The following is a 17325-nucleotide window of genomic DNA, read 5'->3' as shown; positions in this document are numbered from 1 at the left end:
CACACAAGGCTTCCACCCGCAACCCCCGTCCCACAACGGCCAACACGGCGTACCACAACGGCCAACACTCCGTACAAGAACGGCCAACACGCCGGGCGAAGTTCCGACCTCCGCGCGTGTTGGCCGTTGTCGTACCGAGTGTTGGCCGTTTTCGTACGGCATGTTGGCCGTTGTGGTACGGGGACGGTCTTGAGCCCGCCTACTTGGCATCTCCGTAACACCCGACGACCGCCGCGCTCAACGGAAATCGGACCGGTGTGTCCCCGAACAGCAACCGGGTAGCCCGCTCCGCCGCATCCCGGACCACCTCGACCACCGCCTCGGCCAGCTCGCTCGGGCAGTGCACGATCACCTCGTCGTGCTGGAAGAACACCAGCTCCGCCGGAGCGGGCAGGCTGGTCCGCAAGCAGGCCAGCAACGCCAGCGCCCACTCGGAAGCCGTTGCCTGCACCACGAAATTCCGGGTGAACCGCCCCCGGGCCCGAGCCTGCCGGGCCTGGCTGGTCTCGGTCTCCGCGTCCTCCACGATCCCCTGCCACTCACTCCCCGGCGGCGGACAGGTCCGCCCCAGATGCGACCGGACCAGCCCACCCAACTCCCCGGCCCGAGCCGCCCGCTCCACATACTCGATCGCCGCCGGATACCGCTTCCGCAACGCCGCCAGCAACTCCCCGGCCCCGCCCGAGGTCTGCCCGTACATCACCCCCAGCATCCCGATCTTCGCCCGATCCCGGTCCCCGCCAAAAGCCTCATCCGCCAGCGCCGAGTACAGATCCCCACTGGCCCCGGCCGCCGCCAACCGCTGATCCCCGGCCAGCGCGGCCAGCACCCGCGGCTCCAACTGACTCGCGTCGGCGACCACCAGCGACCACCCCGGATCGGCGACCACCGCCCGCCGCACCGTCTTCGGGATCTGCAACGCACCCCCGCCCCGGGTCGCCCACCGCCCGGAGACCACACCCCCCGCCACCCACTCCGCCCGGAACCGCCCACCCCGCACCCAGGCCGACAACCACGACCACCCGTGCGCGGTGTAGATCCGGTAAAGCTCCTTGTACTCCAACAACAACGGCACCCCCGGGTGATCAACCCCCTTGATCACCCAGGACCGCGTGGACGGCAACGAGAACCCCGCCTTGGCGAACGCCCGCAGCACCTCGGCAGGCGAATCCGGATGGAACCGCCGCCCGCCGAACGCCTCGATGATCTGCTCGGTCAGCTCCACCAGCCGGGGCGGCGTGGCCCCCAGCGGCGGCCGCGGCCCCAGCAACTCCGTCAGCAGCGCGTCGTGGATGTCCACCCGCCAGGGCACCCCCACATGCCCCAGCTCCACCGCAGCCAGCCCACCCGCCGACTCCGCCGCCACCAGCAACCGGAACCGTCCTGGCTGCGGCAGCTCCGCGATCCGGGCCTGCTGATCCCGGTGCACCGCGATCACCGCGTCGAGTGGATCCAGATCCACCAGATCGTTGCGCGCCGTCTCGAACAACACCGGGTGCTCATCCCGCGGCCGCACCGGCGGATCCGGCAGCACCGGCAACCCGGCCTGCCGCGCGTACGCCGCCGCCAGCCCCCTCGGCTCCCCCCACCGGCCCGCGTACCCCGACAGCAGCGACTCGGTCAGCTCCAGGTCATGGCACCGCTCCAGCCGCACCCCGGCCCGCAGCAGCTGCGGGTACAACTCGGCACTGCTCGCGAGCACCCAGCGCGGGTGATGGGCCTGTTCCAGCGCCGCCATGGTGCCCGCAAGGGCAGTGGTGGACGTGACCTCGCTCACGGGCTGCCCGTCCTCGGCCAGCTCGCGCAGTCTCGCCTCCCCGTTGGGGCTGGTCACCACCGCGATACGCATCACGAGCGATTCTGCGCGATGGCACCGACAATCCTGTGTGGACGAGCCATGGGTAGCGTGTCGGGCGCACCCATGCAGAGGGAGTTTCTGAGGAGGGAACATGAGTGCGGACGAACGACCTTTGATCGATCTGTCCCGGGATCCGAACCCGGGCAAGCCGGATCACGCGCTGCCGGAGGGGGCGCCGCGGCATCCGCTGATCGACCTGTCCCGCGACCCGAATCCGGGCATCGCGGACCACGCCCGGCCGGATGACGAGGACTGATCCGGAGCTGGCTCGCGTCGGCGGGGCCTACAACAGGCCCCGCCGGTACGCCTCCCCGACCGCGGCCGCGCGGTCCCGCACGTCCAGTTTCGCGTAGATGTGCAGCAGATGCGTCTTGATGCTGGCCTCGCTGATGAACAGCCTGCGCGCCGCCTCCCGGTTGGTGGCCCCGCCCGCGACCAGCGTCAACACCTCCAGCTCGCGCTTGCTCAGCGCCCCTCGGGCCGGCTTGCGCACCTGACCGATCAACCGCCCGGCCACCGTCGGCGCCAGCACCGACTCACCGCGGCTGGCCGCCCGCACCGCCTTGAGCAGCTCCTCCGGCGGGGCGTCCTTGAGCAGGTAGCCGGTGGCCCCGGCCTCGATCGCGGGCAGCACGTCCGAATCGGTGTCGAAGGTGGTCAGCACCAGCACCCGCAGCTCCGGGTGCTGCTCGCGCAGCCGCCGGATCGCCCGCACCCCGTCCAGCTCCGGCATCCGCAGGTCCATCAGCACCACGTCCGCGGCCACCCGCGCGGCCAGCTCGACCGCCTCCAGGCCGTTGGCCGCCTCGCCGACCACCTCGATGTCCGGTTCCGCGCCGAAGGCCACGGCCAGCCCGTTCCGCACGATCGGGTGGTCGTCCACGATCAGCAACCTGATCCGGCTCATGCCTCGCCTTCCCCGGCCTCGAACGGGATCGCCGGCACCGCGGCGGCCACCGCGGTGCCCTGGCCCGGACCGCTCTCGATCTCCAGCGTGCCGCCCACCCCGCGCACCCGCTGCCGCATCACGCCGAGACCGTAGCCCTCCACCCCCGGCGCGCAGCCGGTGCGCGGCTGGATGCCCACCCCGTCGTCGACCACGTCCAGCAGCACCACATCGTCCTCATAGGACAGTGTCACGCCGACCCTGCTCGCCTTGGCGTGCTTGGCCACGTTGGTCAGCGCCTCCTGCGCCACCCGGAACAGCACCACCTCCACCCCGGTGGCCAGCCGGTCCGGATCACCGGTGACCGCCAGCTCCGGGGTGATCCCGTTGGCGGCGGCCCATTTCGCGGTCAGCTCGGCCAGCGCCTCCGGCAGCGGCGAGTCGGTCAGCGCCTCCGGCCGCAGCGCCCGCACCGACCGGCGCGCCTCGGCCAGGCTGTCCGCGGCCAGCGTCCGCACCCGGTCCAGGTGCTCCCGCCGCTCCGCCTCGCCCGGCACCCGGTCGGCCGCGTTGAGCTGGGTGATGATCCCGGTCAGCCCCTGCGCGAGGGTGTCGTGGATCTCCCGCGCCATCCGCTGCCGCTCCTCCCGCACCCCGGCCTCCCTGGCCTGGGTCAGCAACTGGGCGTGCAGCCCGGCGTTCTCCGCCATGGTCTCCCGCAGTGCCGCGTTGGCCGCGGTCAGCTCGGTCACCATGGCGCGCCGCCGCTCGCTCTCCCTGCCGATCACCCAGCCGCCGAAGGCCAGCGGCAGCAACAGCCCCAGCAGCGCCGAGTACGGCTGGACGTGCTCGGTCAGCCAGTCGGTCTGCGCCGCCAGGTTGACCACCGCGGTCACCCCGACCCCGACCATCGCCCCGCGGGCCGGGAACAGCAGGAAGGCGGACGGGTAGGCCACCGAGGCGAACGCGGCGTACTGCGGGTCCACCGCCAGCAGGCTGCCGCCGATGGCCACCAGCACCGCGTAGTAGCCGATCGCCAGCCACCGCCGCCTGCCGGTCTGCCGCTCGGCCGGGATCCAGAACCGGCCGTCCCGCCGGTTCTCCGCGACCAGGTCCGGCAGCCAGGGCAGCCACAACACGGCCAGCCCCAGCAGCACCAGCAACACGGTCAGCTCGGTCCCGGCAGGCCAGCCGCCGGTGACCCACACCAGGGAACTGGACAGCGCGAGCGTGCCGTACACCCAGGCCAGGTGCACCCACCTGGCAGGCGCGTCCGGCCGCCCGTGCAGCTCCTGGATCACTCCCATCGGAACGTCCGCGCGGCCACGGCGCCGAAGACCACGATCAGCCCGGCCATCGCCACCAGCGGCAGCGTGTCCGGCCACTCCCCGGCCCAGCTGGCCCGCATGGCCTGCATGGACGCCCCGATCGGCAGGTAGGAGCCGATGGTGGTCATGAACTTCGGGGTCACCTCGGCAGGCATGAACACCCCGCCGAAGATGATCAACAGGAAGAACACCCCGGCGCCGATCCCACTGGCCACCCGGCCGCTGGGCGCCACCGCGGCCACGCAGAGCCCGACCGCGAACAGCGCGCCGGTGCCGAGCAGGAAGGCCAGCGCGAAGCCCAGCGGCTCCTTGGGCAGCGGGAAGCCGAGAACGAACGAGCCGACCACGAGCACCATGGCCAGCGCGGTCAGCGCCATCAGCAGGCTGACCGCGAGCTGCGCGCCCAGCAGCCTGCTCGGGTGCACCGGGGTGGAGGCCATACGACGGAGTATGCCGTTCTCCCGGTAGGTCGCCAGCGCGCCGGGCAGCAGGGTCAGCGCGAGCTGGGCCACGCCGAGGGAGAGCGCCATGGCCGGGAAGTAGGTGACGATCGGGTTGGTGTTGGTCCGCGGGCTGGCCGTCAGGCCGAACATGGTGACCAGGGCCAGCGGCAGCATCAGCACCAGCAGCCAGGCGGCGGGTTCCCGCAGCAGCAGCTTGAGTTCGACGACGAAGAGCTTGCGCAGCACGTGCATGTCAGTGTCCTTTGTGGAGAGTCGGGCTCAGCGTTCGGTGCCGGTGAGTGCCACGAAGGCGTCGTCCAGGCCGGTCTGGTCCAGGCGCAGGTCCTCGGCCACGATCCCGGCCCTGGCCAGCGTCGCGGTCACCGTGTGCAGCAGGTTTCCCGTGCCGCGCACCGTGATCACCGATCCGCTCCGGTCCACTCCGGACACATCCGGCAGCGATTCCAGGAACCCTGGCGGCAGCGGGATCGAGGGCCGGAACCGGATCCGTACCTCCGCGCGCACGCTGGCGACCAGGCCGCCCGGGGTGTCCAGGGCGACCACCCGGCCCTGGTCGATCACCGCGATCCGGTCGCAGAGTCGTTCCGCCTCGGCCATGAAGTGGGTGACCAGCAGCACCGTGACCCCGTTGTCCCGCACCCGTTCCACCAGTTCCCAGGTGTCCCGGCGGGCCTGCGGGTCCAGGCCGGTGGTCAGCTCGTCCAGCACCGCGATCTTCGGGTTGCCGATGAGGGCCAGCGCGATCAGCAGTCGCTGTTTCTGCCCGCCGGAGAGCTTGCGGAAGGCGGTGTTCCGCTTCTCCCGCAGCCCCCACTCCTCGATCAGCCGCTGTGGGCTGGCGGGTTCCGGGTAGAAGGAGGCGTAGAGGTCCAGTGCCTCCCAGACGGTGATCTTGTCCGGCAACCGGCCCTGCTGGAGCTGCACCCCCAGGGCGGCCCGCAGCGCCAGGCTGCCGTGCGCGGGGTCCTCGCCGAGCACCCGGACCGTGCCGCCGTCCCGTTCGCGCAACCCGGTGACGCATTCGACCGTGGTGGTCTTGCCCGCGCCGTTGGGGCCCAGGATCCCGAAGATCTCACCGCGTTCCACGGTGAAGGACACATCGGCCACCGCGGTGTGCTCGCGGTAGCGCTTGTGCAGGTTGGCCACCTCGATAACCGGCATCGCCGCCCGCCTCTCGCTAGTTCCGTTGTCGGAACACAGCTTGCGGCGGACGGCGATGTTCGCGGATCGTCCAGGTGGCAGGTGGAGCGGTTGATGACCGGCATCAGCCGATCGGTTGATGTCAGCCCGAGGTGATCAGGTCCTGGGGCAGTGGGGTGTCGTTCTTGAGCGCGTCGAAGAACCGCTTGGACCTGGCCGGATCCCACTGCACCACCGAGCCCACGCCCGCCACGCTGCGGCTGGCGCCCAGCGGCACCGTGGTGGTCACCAGCCCGCCGTCGGCCGCCCCGCGCATCGCCCAGGCCAGCCCGGTCAGGTTGTGCAGGTGGTCGCCCTCGTTGACGGTCAGCGTCTCCACGGTGTTGTTGGCCAACGGGATCGCCCGGAACGGGTTGATGATCGTGGTGAACCCGGTCGCCTTGTCCACCAGCGCGGAGAGGAACTGCCGCTGCCGCGCGATCCGGTCCAGGTCGGCCCGGGGGGTGGCCCTGGTGCGCACGTAACCCAGTGCCTGCGCGCCGTCGAGTTCCTGGCAGCCGGCCTGCAGGTCGAGGCCTGCTTTGGGGTCCTTCATCGGCTTGTCGATGCACATGTCCACCCCGCCGACCGCGTCGACGATGTGCACGAACCCGCCGAAGCCGATCTCGGCGTAGTGGTCGATGTGGATCCCGGTGTTGGTCTCCACCGTGCGCACCAGCAGTTCCGCCCCGCCGAGGGCGAAGGCGGCGTTGAGCTTCTGCTTCTTCTTGCCTGGGATGTCCACAAAGGAGTCCCGAGGCAATGAGACCAAAGTGGACGGTCCGGAGCCGTCGGGGATGTGCAGCAGCATCATGGTGTCGGTCCGCTTGCCCGCAGCGCCACCGGTGGCCAGCTCCTCGCGGTCCTCCTCGGACAGTCCCTCGCGGCTGTCCGAGCCGACCACCAGCCAGTTGGTGCCTGGGGTGTCCGCCGGCCTGCCGGGGTAGTCCTTGAGCGCGTTGATCCGGTTCAGCTTGGAGTCGAGGTAGAACCAGAAGGCGACCAGTCCGATGAGCAGGACCAGCAGCACGATGAGCACGATTCGGCCCCAGCGCCGTTTGCGGCGCGGTTTCGCCTGCACCGGCGTGGCCTCCCGGTAGTAATGACCAGACACGACGTCACCATACGCATTTCCGGCGGTCAGTGACCCGGCGGCACCGGTGTTTCACCGTGTGTGCCCAGCGGGTACCCGGGGAACAGACCAACACGCGCTGGTCCAGACGTCGAGAAGGTGAGTCAGGTGGACGAGAACCTCAACGGGTATGTCGCGTTCCTGGTGCTCGGGGTGATCCTGGTGCTCGTCGACGGCCAGCTCATCCTGCGCAGCGGGAAGGCCTACCTCCAGCAGGGCTACCGGGACCAGGAGGCGGCCGCGTCCATGGCCCGGCTGGTCGCGGTGCTGTTCCACCTGGTCGTGCTGGGCCTGTTCATGATCATCTCAACGATGGAGGTCCAGGTCGGCGGCATGGTGCAGACCGTGATCACCAAGCTGGGCATCGTGTTGCTGCTGCTCGGCCTCATGCACGGGGTGACCATGGCGATCCTGAACCGGATCAGGGCCCGCCAGCGCGAGCAGCTGATGGCCGATGAGATGAACGAGCGGATCGAGGAACGGCACGCCCAGCAGAACGCGGGTCAGGGTTACCCGCCGGTGCCCGCGCAGGGGCAGGTCACCGTCACCCCTGGCACCAGCTCCTCGCCCGGACCGGTGGTGAGCCCGGCGATCGAGGACCAGCCCGGCGTGGCGCGACGCTGACCGTCGTGCCGTCGGCGCCCAGCGCCACGCCTGAAGTTCGCGGTCTGGCCCACCCCCCTCCGGGTCAGACCGCGAACACCTGGTCGTCATCGGCGAAAGCCTTGAACTCCAACGCGTTCCCGGCCGGGTCGCGCAGGAACATGGTCCACTGCTCGCCCTTCTCCCCGGCGAAGCGCAGGTAGGGCTCGATCACGAACACGGTGCCCGCCGCGCGCAGCCGTTCGGCCAGTTCGTCGAACTGCACGGTGCCCAGCAGCAGCCCGAAGTGCGGCACCGGCACGTCGTGCCCGTCCACCGGGTTGTGCGCGTCCGGGTTGCGCGGGGCGAGGTGGGTGACCAGCTGGTGGCCGTAGAAGTTCCAGTCCACCCAGCTGTCCGCGGACCGCCCCTGCGGGCAGCCCAGCACCTCGCCGTAGAACCGCCGCGCGGCGCCGAGGTCGTCGACCGGGATCGCCAGGTGGAATCGAGGCACGGACATGCGCACTCCTCAAACAGGGTCACTCAGGACGGCAGAATGTTAACATTCAGACAATCTGCCGACCTGCTGCTGGAGGCCAAGGTGACCGACACCACGCCGCTGCGTCCCGCCGACCGCCGCGGCCTGGCCGACGAGGTCGCCGACCGCATCCGCGCCGCGATCTTCGACGGCGCCTTCCCGCCCGGCGCGCCCCTGCGCGAGGTCGACCTGGCCGCCCGCCTGGAGGTCAGCCGGGGTCCGATCCGGGAGGCGCTGGCCAAGCTGGAACGCGAGGGCCTGGTCCGCACCCAGTGGCACCGCGGCGCCACCGTCACCACCCTGTCCGCCGAGGACGCCGAGGAGCTGTACACCCTGCGCGAGGCCCTGGAACGCCTGGCGGTGGCCCGCTTCCACGCCCACGCCACCCCGGCCGACCTGACCGCCCTGGACGCGATCGTGGACCGGATGCACACCGCGGGCACCGAGCACGAACTGCTGCGCCTTGACCTGGAGTTCCACGACACGGTCTACGCCGCCACCCGCCACGACCGGCTGAACCAGGCATGGTCGGCCATCCGCGCCCAGATCATCCTGTTCCTGCTCAGCCGGATCGCGATCAGCACCGACTACCGCCGTCAGGTCCCCGGCGAGCACCGGTCGCTGGTGGCGGCGTTGCGCGCGGGGGATCCCGGGCACAGCACCGAGTTGTTCGTGGCGCACCTGCGGCTTGCCTACGACCGGCTATCAGCGACGTTCTGTAACAGTTCCCGGTAGCCTGCCAACATGCTTTAGGGAAAGACTGTTGCCATTCGAGGGGAGATCAACGTTGGCACTGCAGCGGAGCTATCCGGGGTGCTGGGGTCTGCTGACGGCGGGGGCGGCCGCGCTATCGCTGATCGTGCCGCTGGGCGTGGCGGTGGCGGGCGGGGTCAAGGTGACCGAACCCGTTGCCGGGCAGCTGATCGCGGCCCCGGCCACCAGGTCGGAGCCGGAGCCGTTGAAGGTCTACCTCCGGCTCGAGCCCGGGAGTCGGCGACTCGTGGACCAGCCACAGCCGTTCGGGGTGACGCCGGAGCAGTTCGACGCTTGTCCGGGCGGAGCGCAGTGGGCGCCCTGCTCGCTCCAGTAGCCTGAGCGGCGTGTTCGGCGGACGGCGAGGGAACTGCACGCGAGCGGGTCTCGCGCGGGCTCTCGCCGTCCTCGGCCTGCTGGTCGGCCTGCTCCTGACCCAGGAGTCCGGGCACGCCGACGATCCGCACACCGCGGGCTGCCATTCGCTGTACTCGGTCGCGTTGCTGGTCGCCGACAACTGCGCGCCCGGCCAGGCCGCGCCGCAGCACGGCCCTGACCACCCGGCCGACCTGCTCGGCGCCTGCCTGGCGTTGCTGGTGGCGGTGCTGCTCGTGCTGGCCGCGCTGCCCGGCCCGCGGACGGTGACCACCGTGCTCGCCCAGCTCCGCGCCCCACGCCCGCCCACCGGGCGACACCGCCCCGCGCCCAGCCTCGCCCTGCTCTGCGTGCTGCGCACGTAGGCCGATCCGCCCGCATCCGCCACGAGGTCCCGCCGGCCTCGTGCGCCCGCGCGCGTTCGCGCCCACCCGCACGCACCCAGAACCGAGGGACACCCATGTCTGCCAATGCCAGGATCTCGCTCGTCGTCATCGCGGTCGTCGCCGCGGTGGTCACCGCCCTGTTCGTGTTCAACCGCCCCAACACCCCGGCCCCGGCCGCCCAGCCCGCTCCGGCGGGCACACCGTCCACCGCACCCGCCGAGGTGCTCGTCCGGCCCAACAGCCACAAGCTCTCCACCGCGCCCGACGGCAAGGTCACCGTGGTGGAGTTCCTCGACCTGGAGTGCGAGGCATGCCGCGCGGCCTACCCCGGCGTGGAGCGGCTGCGCGCGGAGTACGCGGGCAAGGTCACCTTCGTGCTGCGCTACTTCCCGATTCCCAGTCACCGCAACGCCGAACTCGCCGCCCGTGCGGTGGAGGCGGCGAGCAAGCAGGGCAAGCTGGAGCCGATGTACCAGGGCCTCTACGAGACCCAGGCGCAGTGGGGCGAGCAGCAGACCGACCAGCGCGGCGCCTTCCTCGACCTCGCCCGCCGGATCGGCCTTGACCTGCCCACCTTCGAGCGCGACCTGGACGACCCGGCCACCCAGGCCCGGGTGCTCGCCGACCGCGCCGACGGCACCACCCTCGGCGTGCGCGGCACCCCGACCTTCTTCGTCAACGGCGCCCAGTACACCGGCCGCCCCAGCTACGAGGGCCTGAAGTCCGCCATCGACGCGGCACTGGCGAAGTGAGCACCGCAGTGGCGGAGCGGGCCCCGTTCCCGCTCCGCCTGCTGCCCTGGCTGCTGATCACCGGCGGCCTGCTCGGCCTGGCCGCGGCCTTCGTGCTGACCGTGGAGAAGATCGTGCTGCTGCGCGATCCGGACTACGTGCCCAGTTGCAGCATCGACCCGATCCTGAGCTGCGGTTCGGTGATGCGCACCGCCCAGGCCGAGGTCTTCGGCTTCCCCAACCCACTGCTCGGCGTGGCCGGGTTCGCCGCGATCACCACCATCGGCATGGCATTGCTGGCGGGCGCCCGGTTCCGCCGCTGGTTCTGGCTGGGCGTGCAGGCCGGGGTCACCTTCGGCGTCGTGTTCACGCACTGGCTGATTTTCCAGAGCCTGTACCGGATCGGCGCGCTGTGCCCGTACTGCCTGGTGGTGTGGGCGGTGACGATCCCGATCTTCCTCTACGTCACGCTGCACAACCTGCATCACGGGCATCTGCCTTGCCCGGCCGGGGTGCGGCGGGGCCTGGTCACCTTTCACACGGTGGTCCTCACGGGCTGGTTCGCGCTGATTCTGGCGGGGGTGTTGCAGGCGTTCTGGGATTACTGGATCACTGTGTTCTAGGGCAGCCAGAGGTCCACCGCGACCGGGTGGGTGTGCTCGCTGAAGATCCCGTCCGGACCGGCCGCGCGGAGCAGTCGCCGGAGATCGGCCTCGAACTCCGCGCGCCGGTCGCCGAACAGGTGCGGGGCCGAGCTGGACAGCGAGAAGACCGCGGCGACGAGGTCGTCAGCTCGCCGGGTGACCACCCGGCCCGGCAGCTCGATCCGCCGCGGTCCGCGGAACCCGGCCGCCCGGTAGACCAGGTCCTCGCCACCGGCGGTGCCCCTCGGCAGGCTGCCCTGGCCCGCCCGCCGCACCTCGCCGAGGTGGTCGCGCACGAGAGCGGCGATCTCCTGGTGCGGGGGCCGGGGGAAGGGCAGTGCCGGGCCGTCGGCGCGGCCCTGGTGGGTGGTGGCGTGCACGTGCGCGCAGGCGCCGTCGGCGGTCAGCATGCCGAGGGCCGCCGCGGCCACCCGCGGGCGGTCCAGCCAGTGGAAGGACTGGGCGAAGGTGATCAGCCGGAATTCGCCCAGCCCGGCCGGTAGTTCCTCGGCACGCAGGCAGTGCCACCGGGTGTTGGCGATCCCGGCTTCGGCGGCGTGCCCGCGTGCCGCCGAGACCATGTCCGCGTCCGCGTCGATGCCGATCGCCTGCTCGAACCGGTTGGCCAGCAACAAGGTCAGCGAGCCTGGCCCGCAGCCGATGTCGAGCAGCCGCCCGGATCCGTCCAGGCCCAGCTCAGCCGTGAGTGCGTCGGCGAGGGCCTCGGGGTAGGGGAGTCGGCCCCTCGCGTAGTACGCCGCACTGCCCGCGTACAGCGAGGGGTCCCACCGCCAGGACTCGCCGGGCACCTAGGCCCGCATGATGATCACATCGCCGTGCCCGCCGTAGCCCAGCACCGGGTCGGCGTACTGGGTGCCGTCGAAGGTGATCAGCAGCCAGTTCTTGCCGACCGGCACGATCTGCGGGTGCGGGATGTTGGTCTTGTACGGCGCGTCCAGGGTGCCGAGGAACTTCACGTCCAGGTCGTAGACCCGGTACTGCCGCCCGATCCCGTCGCTGGCCAGCAGGTACCACTGGCCGCCGACGCGCTGCAGGATGGTGCCCTCGCACTCCCGCACGGTCGCGTCGCGGCCGCGCAGGGTGAGGCGTTCGTGGTAGTCGGCGCCGCGCGGGGCCACGGCCAGTGCCGGGTGGAAGTTGAACGGGGTCTGGCTGGGGCTTTCCACGAAGCCGACGTGCCAGCGGCCGTCGATCTTGGTGATGGACGGGTCCCATGAGCTGACGTTGGTGGGCACGGTGAGCCGCTGGGTGGGCAGCACGTGCACCCCGGCCAGCACGTTCGCCCTGGTCCGCAGGTGCCGGATGTGCACGCCGCGGAAGGCGAAATCGCCCCAGGAACTCATCGCCACGATGAACTCGTCGCCGTCCAGCACGATCTGCCCGGCGTGGTCGCCGACGATCACGCCGTCCTCGCGGCTGAAGTACAGCTGCGCGACCTGGGTGATCCGGCTCGGGTCCTTCAGGTCCAGGGTCCACACACCCCAGTGCGCCTGCTGGAAGAAGCCCAGCCCGGCGCAGGTCGCGGTCAGGTACAGCTTTCCGTTGCGGACCAGGGGTTTCCCGTCCGGGGTCTGCACCGCGTGCAGGTCCCGCAGCCCGGCCTGCCCGAAGTAGCCCGCCTGCACCCGGCCCAGCACCACCGAACCGTCGCCGCCCGCGCCGTAGGCGTAGGCGTAGGTGCCCAGGGTGGCCGGGCGGCGCAGGTCCAGCTTGGCCGACACGCCGTCGCGCTCGCTGACCAGCGGCGCCCAGCCGGTGCCGGTGCCGGTGCTGTCGTGCAGGGCGGTGACCGCGTTCTCGTTGACCACGAAGGCGAACCGGAACGGCGCCCGCAACCTCGCCGCCACCGACTTCACCACGGTGGTGGTGCCGTTGACGGTGACCTCGATGCTGGCGGTGCCCGCGGCCGCGTCGTAGCGGGCCAGCACCCGGTTGGCCGAGTTGGCGGCCAGCCCGGCCACCACCGACGCGCCCGGGGCCAGCTCGTTGACCTCGACCAGCACCGAGGCGAACGGCGCGCGCGGGCTGATCCCGGTGCGCACCAGGAAGTCCCCGCTGGTCCTGGGCAGTGGCGGCGCGGCCGTGTCGTACTGCTCGAACCCGGGAGCCAGCAGCGCGAACGGCCGGAACTGCTCGGCGATCCGGAACCGCAGGTCCATCGGGGTGATCCCGGCCGCCTCGGCCAGCGCGGTCTCCGCCGGGGTGGCCTCGGCGGCGGCCGCGGTGCCGGTGCCCACGCCCACCATGGCGGCCGCGCCCAGCGCGCCCAGTCCGGTGAGCAGGTGCCGTCGGTCGATACCGCGTGGCGACTCGGGAATCGTCATTGTCTCCCCCAGGTTCTCAGGCCGGCCGGACTACTTCGTGAGCTTGAGGATGTCGATGCCGCGCTTGTTGTCCGCCACGTAGGTCAGGCCGCGGTGCCACGCAGGTTCCCACGACGCGGCGTCCACCGGTCGGAAGTAGCCGACCTGTGTCGGGTTGGTCGGGTCGCTGACGTCGATGAACCGGGTGCCCTGGGCGTAGAAGGACTGCACCAGGATGTTGCCGCGGATGTCGAAGTAGTGCGCCGAGCAGTCCCCGCTGTCCGGGTTGCTGCCCTCCTGACCGGCCACGCTCCAGGTGCCGACGGTGTTGAGCCGGAACGGTTTCTCCTTGGAGGAGCGCCAGCCCTCGCCGCCGTAGGAGCCCTTGAGCGAGGAGATCACCAGCACGCCGTCGGCGGCGCAGCCGGGGTTGAACGCCTCCTCGGTGGCGAAGAGCAGGTCGCCGCCGCCGTAGTGCCACGGGTTCGCGCCGTCCCCGGCCCGCCTGCCGACCTGGCGGTAGCTGTTGTGCATGAACTTGGAGGCCGCGGCCAGCTCGTCGATGCCGCCGCCGGCGTAGGGGATCGGGTCCCACGGGGTGGCCTTGCGGATCCGGTTGGCCACCGGGTCCCAGTGCCAGCCGCTGGTCCGGTACCCGCGCACGCCGCCCCGGCCGGCGGCCCAGGCGATGCCGGTGGCGTCGACCTGGACGTCGTGCACGTAGTCGGTCTTGCCGTCGTTGCGGCCGGTGTCGATGGGCTTGGCGAAGACCTTGGGGTTGCGCGGATCCCGGATGTCGGTCACCCACACCGGGCGCCCGCCCCAGTCGGCTGGCATGTCCGCGGCCTTGGCCGGGCCGCCGGTCCACAGGTAGCGGCAGTCCTCGATGCAGCTCGTGGTGTGCCCGGCGGGCAACTCGACGAAGCTGAGCACGGTGAGCTTGGCCGGGTCCTTGGCGTCGACGATGTACACGCCGGACTTGCCGGTCTGCACGTTGCCGCCGAAGGCCCTGGGGTCCCTGGCCAGGAAGACCAGCTTGCGCTTGGGGTCGACCTCGGTGTCCTCGGTCTCCCACAGGCCGGGCATGGACAGCTCGCCGATCTGCACCGGCTTGGCCGGGTCCTTGCTGATGTCGTAGGACTTCAGCCCGAACTGCCCGGAGACCAGCAGCACGTCCTGGCGGCCGTACTGCAGGAAGTCCAGCGCGATCGCGCCCTGCGCGCCCGGCACCGAGCCGACCAGTTCGACGTTCTTGACCGCGCCGGTGTCCTTGCCGCTCTTGCCGTGCGCGTGCCCGGAGGCGGCGGCGGGCGCCTGGAACTCCGGTTGCTCCTCGTCACAGGCCCACGCCGGCAGCGCGGTGGCCGCCAGCGCCAGCGCGGTGATCATCGCGACGATCCCGGACCGCTTCCCTACCCGAGCCATAACGCCCTCCCGATCGTTCGGCCAGGAACAACCTAGGCTGGGATGCCGTGGGGGACAAGGCATCGACCTGTCCGCCCCCAGAAGGAGGAAGCCCGGATGCGCCGCCGCAACGCCCTGCTGATGGCCCTGGCGATCAGCGGTCTGACCGCCTGCACCACCCCGGAGGCCCCGGCGCCCGCCCAGCCAGGTGCCTTCACCGTCGCGGTCACCGAACCCGCCGCGCTGCTGCCCGGACAGGCCGTGGACCAGCCAGGGAAGCTGCTGGTCGGCGCGCTGTGGACACCGCTGATGACCCTGGACGACCCGGCGGCGGCCCCGGTCCCGGCGGCCGCGGAGAAGGTGGAGAGTCCCGACCAACGTCGGTGGACGATCCGGCTGCGCCCGGGTTGGCGCTTCCACGACAACACCCCGGTCACCGCCCGCGCCTACGCCCAGACCTGGGCGATGGCCCGGCAACAGCGCTGGGCCGCCGCCGGACTCCTCGATCAGCTCCAGGTCCAGGAGGTGGGCACCCCGGACGACCTCACCCTGGAGGTCTCCCTGGCCGCCGCCCAGCGGCACTTCCCGGTCGCGCTCACCAGCAGCCTGCTCGCGCCGCTGTCCGAGCAGGCCCTGACCCGCCGGGACTGGACCACCCTGATCGGCAACGGCCCCTACCGCGCCGAAGGCCAGTGGTCCCAGGGCATCCGGCTGACCGCCAACCCGGCCTACGCCGGCGCCACCAAGGCCAAATCCGAGTCGATCAAGGTCGTGGTGGCCACCGCGGAAACCCAGTACAACCAGCTCGTCGCCGGCGGCATCGACCTGGCCACCGAGATCCCCGCCGCCGAACACGGCAAGCTGACCAGCCAGTTCGCCAACCGCAGCAGCACCTGGCCGCAACCGGAGACCACCTACCTGGCCTTCCCGGCCGGACCCGGGTACGCCGACCCGGCCCGCAGGCACGCCCTGTCCATGGCCATCGACCGCGAGGCCCTGGCCACCGGCCCGCTCGCGCACCGGGTCACCCCGGCCACCGCCCTGCTGCCCTCGGCCCTGGGCGCGGACCGCAAGGACTCCGCCTGCCGCCCCTGCAACCACGACGTCCAGGCCGCGGCGTTGCTGGCCAGGCAGAGCGAACTGCCCAAGAACCTCACCGTGTACTTCGACCAGGACACCGACCACCGCACCTGGATCGAACCCCTGGCCGCCCAGCTCCGGCTGTCCCTCAACGCCGAGGCCATCACCACCAAGGGCCTGCCCGCCGCCGAGTACGCCGACCGGCTCGAACACCGCCGCTTCGACGGCCCCTACCTGCTCACCGCCCGCGCCACCTACCCCCACCCGACCGCCCTGCTGGCCACCCTGGCCGCGCGGGTGGGCTTCACCCACCCGACCTTCGCCGAACTCCTGGCCGGCGCGGACACCTCGGCGGCGGCCGACCGGGAGCTGCGGCTGGCGGAGAACATCGCGCTGCGCGAGCTGCCGCTGGCCCCGCTGTGGTCGCCGCACGGTCACCTGTACTGGTCCACCCGGCTGTCAGACGTCACCCCGGACCCCGTCACCGGCCTCCGCCTGGCGGCCATCCGCGCCGCCTGACCCTCGCCCACCCCGCCCGGGTGTTCGCCGTTCTCGTACGCCGGGTTGGCACTTGTTGTACGCAGGGCCACCCAGCGTCGCGCCCCAGCCTCGGCCGGGCCGTACCGAAGCGGCCAAAACCCTGTACCAGAACGGCCAACACCCCGTACCGGAACGGCCAACACTCCGACGGAGTCAGGGGGTCAGCGACAGGTACACCAGGATGGCCACGCTCAGCGCCAGCATGGTCATGCCCGCGAACACCAGGCTGGTGCGTCGGGGCGGCGGCGCGGTGGTCGGCTTCGGCGGGGGCGGCGAGCCCGCCCGTCCGGCCATGATCCGGCCGAGCTGCTCGCGCAACTGGTCCGGCCCCGGCCGGTCCACCGGATTGCGCCGCAGCAGGGCCGAGACCACCGGCCCCAGCACCCCGGCCTTCGAGGTGGTCGGCGGTTCCGCGGTGATCGTCGCGGTCAGCGTGGCGGCCGCGGTTTCCCGCGTGTACGGCGATCTGCCCTCCACCGCCGTGAACAGCGTCGCGCCCAGCGACCAGAAGTCCGAGGCGGGCCGGGGGAGCTGGCCCTTCAGCCGCTCCGGCGCGATGTAGCCGGGGGAGCCGTGCAGTGCGCCGGTGGTGGCCGCGGTTTCCGCCTCGGTCAGCCGGGCCACCCCGAAATCGGTCAGGAAGATCTGCCCGTCGTCGGCGATCAGGATGTTCGCCGGTTTCACGTCCCGGTGCAGAATCCCGCGGTGGTGCGCGTTGTCGAGTGCCTCCACCACCGCCAGTCCGATCCGGGCGACCAGCATCGGCGGCAATGCGCCGTCCTCGTCGACCACCTGTTGCAGTGATCGACTCGGAATTTGTTCCATGACAATCCACGGCCTACCGTCCGCACTCACCAGATCGTGCACCCGAACCACGTTCGGGTGATCCAGCCGGGCGGCGCTGGTGGCCTCCCGGCGGATGCGCTCGTGGTGGGCGGCGGCGGTGGCGGCGGACCAGTCCGGCGGGGTGCGCAGTTCCTTGATCGCGACCTCGCGCTCCAGCACGGTGTCGAATCCGTACCAGACCACGCTCATCCCGCCCCGGCCCAGCTCACCGTCGAGCCGATAGCGGTCGGCGAGCAGGTAGTTCACGCGAGGGCTCGCTTTCTCAAAGCGGAGAC

19 protein-coding genes are annotated in these 17325 nt (G+C 71.4%); 8 read left to right on the top strand and 11 right to left on the bottom strand.

All coding sequences use genetic code 11. The annotated features are described in order from the left end of the window. Nucleotides 1-199: 199 nt before the first annotated feature. Nucleotides 200-1849, bottom strand: a complete 1650-nt coding sequence (locus HNR67_RS38800; protein WP_185008288.1) for a bifunctional 3'-5' exonuclease/DNA polymerase — start codon at nucleotides 1847-1849, stop codon at nucleotides 200-202. Nucleotides 1850-1949: 100 nt separating this feature from the next. On the opposite strand from HNR67_RS38800, the gene HNR67_RS38795 reads away from it, so the two are divergent. Beyond that, on the top strand, nucleotides 1950-2114 hold the full coding sequence (locus HNR67_RS38795) for a hypothetical protein (RefSeq protein WP_185011822.1): 165 nt from the start codon (nucleotides 1950-1952) through the stop codon (nucleotides 2112-2114). Nucleotides 2115-2141: 27 nt separating this feature from the next. On the opposite strand, the gene HNR67_RS38790 is transcribed toward HNR67_RS38795, so the two are convergent. From HNR67_RS38790 to HNR67_RS38770, 5 genes are all read right to left on the bottom strand, one after another. Further along, the gene (locus tag HNR67_RS38790; RefSeq protein ID WP_185008286.1) at nucleotides 2142-2765 is read right to left on the bottom strand and encodes a response regulator; all 624 of its coding nucleotides are present in this window, start codon (nucleotides 2763-2765) and stop codon (nucleotides 2142-2144) included. Then, nucleotides 2762-4051, bottom strand: a complete 1290-nt coding sequence (locus tag HNR67_RS38785) for a sensor histidine kinase (RefSeq protein ID WP_185008284.1) — start codon at nucleotides 4049-4051, stop codon at nucleotides 2762-2764. The genes HNR67_RS38790 and HNR67_RS38785 overlap by 4 nt, the downstream gene beginning before the upstream one ends. Further along, on the bottom strand, nucleotides 4042-4767 hold the full coding sequence (locus HNR67_RS38780) for an ABC transporter permease (protein ID WP_185008282.1): 726 nt from the start codon (nucleotides 4765-4767) through the stop codon (nucleotides 4042-4044). Before HNR67_RS38780 ends, HNR67_RS38785 begins: the two co-directional genes overlap by 10 nt. Before the next feature lie 27 nt (nucleotides 4768-4794). After that, nucleotides 4795-5697, bottom strand: coding sequence for an ABC transporter ATP-binding protein (locus HNR67_RS38775; RefSeq protein WP_185008279.1), 903 nt, complete (start codon nucleotides 5695-5697; stop codon nucleotides 4795-4797). A gap of 121 nt (nucleotides 5698-5818) precedes the next feature. Then, nucleotides 5819-6829, bottom strand: a complete 1011-nt coding sequence (locus HNR67_RS38770) for an LCP family protein (protein ID WP_185008277.1) — start codon at nucleotides 6827-6829, stop codon at nucleotides 5819-5821. Between the two features lie 126 nt (nucleotides 6830-6955). On the opposite strand from HNR67_RS38770, the gene HNR67_RS38765 reads away from it, so the two are divergent. Beyond that, nucleotides 6956-7471, top strand: a complete 516-nt coding sequence (locus tag HNR67_RS38765) for a hypothetical protein (RefSeq protein WP_185008275.1) — start codon at nucleotides 6956-6958, stop codon at nucleotides 7469-7471. Between the two features lie 64 nt (nucleotides 7472-7535). Here HNR67_RS38765 and HNR67_RS38760 read toward each other — a convergent pair whose 3' ends face one another. Next, nucleotides 7536-7949 (bottom strand): VOC family protein, encoded by a 414-nt coding sequence (locus HNR67_RS38760; protein WP_185008273.1) that lies wholly within the window; start codon nucleotides 7947-7949, stop codon nucleotides 7536-7538. Nucleotides 7950-7985: 36 nt separating this feature from the next. Between HNR67_RS38760 and HNR67_RS38755 the strand changes: the two genes are divergently transcribed. The 5 genes from HNR67_RS38755 (at nucleotide 7986) to HNR67_RS38735 (ending at nucleotide 10835) form a co-directional block, all read left to right on the top strand. Beyond that, the gene (locus HNR67_RS38755; protein WP_185008272.1) at nucleotides 7986-8702 is read left to right on the top strand and encodes a GntR family transcriptional regulator; all 717 of its coding nucleotides are present in this window, start codon (nucleotides 7986-7988) and stop codon (nucleotides 8700-8702) included. Between the two features lie 52 nt (nucleotides 8703-8754). Further along, nucleotides 8755-9057 (top strand): hypothetical protein, encoded by a 303-nt coding sequence (locus tag HNR67_RS38750; protein ID WP_185008270.1) that lies wholly within the window; start codon nucleotides 8755-8757, stop codon nucleotides 9055-9057. 10 nt (nucleotides 9058-9067) lie between these two features. Beyond that, nucleotides 9068-9460, top strand: coding sequence for a hypothetical protein (locus HNR67_RS38745; protein WP_185008268.1), 393 nt, complete (start codon nucleotides 9068-9070; stop codon nucleotides 9458-9460). Between the two features lie 95 nt (nucleotides 9461-9555). Further along, nucleotides 9556-10233 carry a DsbA family protein gene (locus HNR67_RS38740; protein ID WP_185008266.1) on the top strand — a complete coding sequence of 226 codons (678 nt, stop codon included), beginning with the start codon at nucleotides 9556-9558 and terminating at the stop codon, nucleotides 10231-10233. Beyond that, the gene (locus HNR67_RS38735; protein WP_185008264.1) at nucleotides 10230-10835 is read left to right on the top strand and encodes a vitamin K epoxide reductase family protein; all 606 of its coding nucleotides are present in this window, start codon (nucleotides 10230-10232) and stop codon (nucleotides 10833-10835) included. The genes HNR67_RS38740 and HNR67_RS38735 overlap by 4 nt, the downstream gene beginning before the upstream one ends. Here the strand turns inward: HNR67_RS38735 and HNR67_RS38730 are convergent. The 3 genes from HNR67_RS38730 to HNR67_RS38720 are packed head-to-tail and all read right to left on the bottom strand — an operon-like array spanning nucleotide 10832 to nucleotide 14605. Beyond that, nucleotides 10832-11665 carry a class I SAM-dependent methyltransferase gene (locus tag HNR67_RS38730; RefSeq protein ID WP_185008262.1) on the bottom strand — a complete coding sequence of 278 codons (834 nt, stop codon included), beginning with the start codon at nucleotides 11663-11665 and terminating at the stop codon, nucleotides 10832-10834. The genes HNR67_RS38735 and HNR67_RS38730 overlap by 4 nt on opposite strands. Beyond that, nucleotides 11666-13201 (bottom strand): hypothetical protein, encoded by a 1536-nt coding sequence (locus HNR67_RS38725; protein ID WP_185008260.1) that lies wholly within the window; start codon nucleotides 13199-13201, stop codon nucleotides 11666-11668. It abuts the gene before it with no gap. A gap of 30 nt (nucleotides 13202-13231) precedes the next feature. After that, nucleotides 13232-14605: an LVIVD repeat-containing protein gene (locus tag HNR67_RS38720; protein ID WP_246492694.1), complete on the bottom strand. Its 1374-nt coding sequence runs from the start codon at nucleotides 14603-14605 to the stop codon at nucleotides 13232-13234. A gap of 96 nt (nucleotides 14606-14701) precedes the next feature. On the opposite strand from HNR67_RS38720, the gene HNR67_RS38715 reads away from it, so the two are divergent. Next, nucleotides 14702-16183 carry a peptide ABC transporter substrate-binding protein gene (locus tag HNR67_RS38715; RefSeq protein ID WP_185008258.1) on the top strand — a complete coding sequence of 494 codons (1482 nt, stop codon included), beginning with the start codon at nucleotides 14702-14704 and terminating at the stop codon, nucleotides 16181-16183. 174 nt (nucleotides 16184-16357) lie between these two features. Here the strand turns inward: HNR67_RS38715 and HNR67_RS38710 are convergent, their stop codons facing one another. Then, complete coding sequence (locus HNR67_RS38710; protein WP_185008256.1) at nucleotides 16358-17296, bottom strand: serine/threonine-protein kinase; 939 nt, start codon at nucleotides 17294-17296, stop codon at nucleotides 16358-16360. Nucleotides 17297-17325: the final 29 nt, after the last annotated feature.

The organism is Crossiella cryophila, from assembly GCF_014204915.1.
GTDB classification, from domain to species: domain Bacteria; phylum Actinomycetota; class Actinomycetes; order Mycobacteriales; family Pseudonocardiaceae; genus Crossiella; species Crossiella cryophila.
This window is presented reverse-complemented; position numbering and strand designations above follow the sequence as displayed.

Bases quoted from the DNA above. Each gene is read 5' to 3' on its own strand.
- HNR67_RS38800 (WP_185008288.1), bottom strand. From the start codon at position 1,849: ATGCGTATCGCGGTGGTGACCAGCCCCAACGGGGAGGCGAGACTGCGC.
- HNR67_RS38795 (WP_185011822.1), top strand. From the start codon at position 1,950: ATGAGTGCGGACGAACGACCTTTGATCGATCTGTCCCGGGATCCGAAC.
- HNR67_RS38790 (WP_185008286.1), bottom strand. From the start codon at position 2,765: ATGAGCCGGATCAGGTTGCTGATCGTGGACGACCACCCGATCGTGCGG.
- HNR67_RS38785 (WP_185008284.1), bottom strand. From the start codon at position 4,051: ATGGGAGTGATCCAGGAGCTGCACGGGCGGCCGGACGCGCCTGCCAGG.
- HNR67_RS38780 (WP_185008282.1), bottom strand. From the start codon at position 4,767: ATGCACGTGCTGCGCAAGCTCTTCGTCGTCGAACTCAAGCTGCTGCTG.
- HNR67_RS38775 (WP_185008279.1), bottom strand. From the start codon at position 5,697: ATGCCGGTTATCGAGGTGGCCAACCTGCACAAGCGCTACCGCGAGCAC.
- HNR67_RS38760 (WP_185008273.1), bottom strand. From the start codon at position 7,949: ATGTCCGTGCCTCGATTCCACCTGGCGATCCCGGTCGACGACCTCGGC.
- HNR67_RS38755 (WP_185008272.1), top strand. From the start codon at position 7,986: ATGTTAACATTCAGACAATCTGCCGACCTGCTGCTGGAGGCCAAGGTG.
- HNR67_RS38740 (WP_185008266.1), top strand. From the start codon at position 9,556: ATGTCTGCCAATGCCAGGATCTCGCTCGTCGTCATCGCGGTCGTCGCC.
- HNR67_RS38725 (WP_185008260.1), bottom strand. From the start codon at position 13,201: ATGACGATTCCCGAGTCGCCACGCGGTATCGACCGACGGCACCTGCTC.
- HNR67_RS38720 (WP_246492694.1), bottom strand. From the start codon at position 14,605: ATGGCTCGGGTAGGGAAGCGGTCCGGGATCGTCGCGATGATCACCGCG.
- HNR67_RS38715 (WP_185008258.1), top strand. From the start codon at position 14,702: ATGCGCCGCCGCAACGCCCTGCTGATGGCCCTGGCGATCAGCGGTCTG.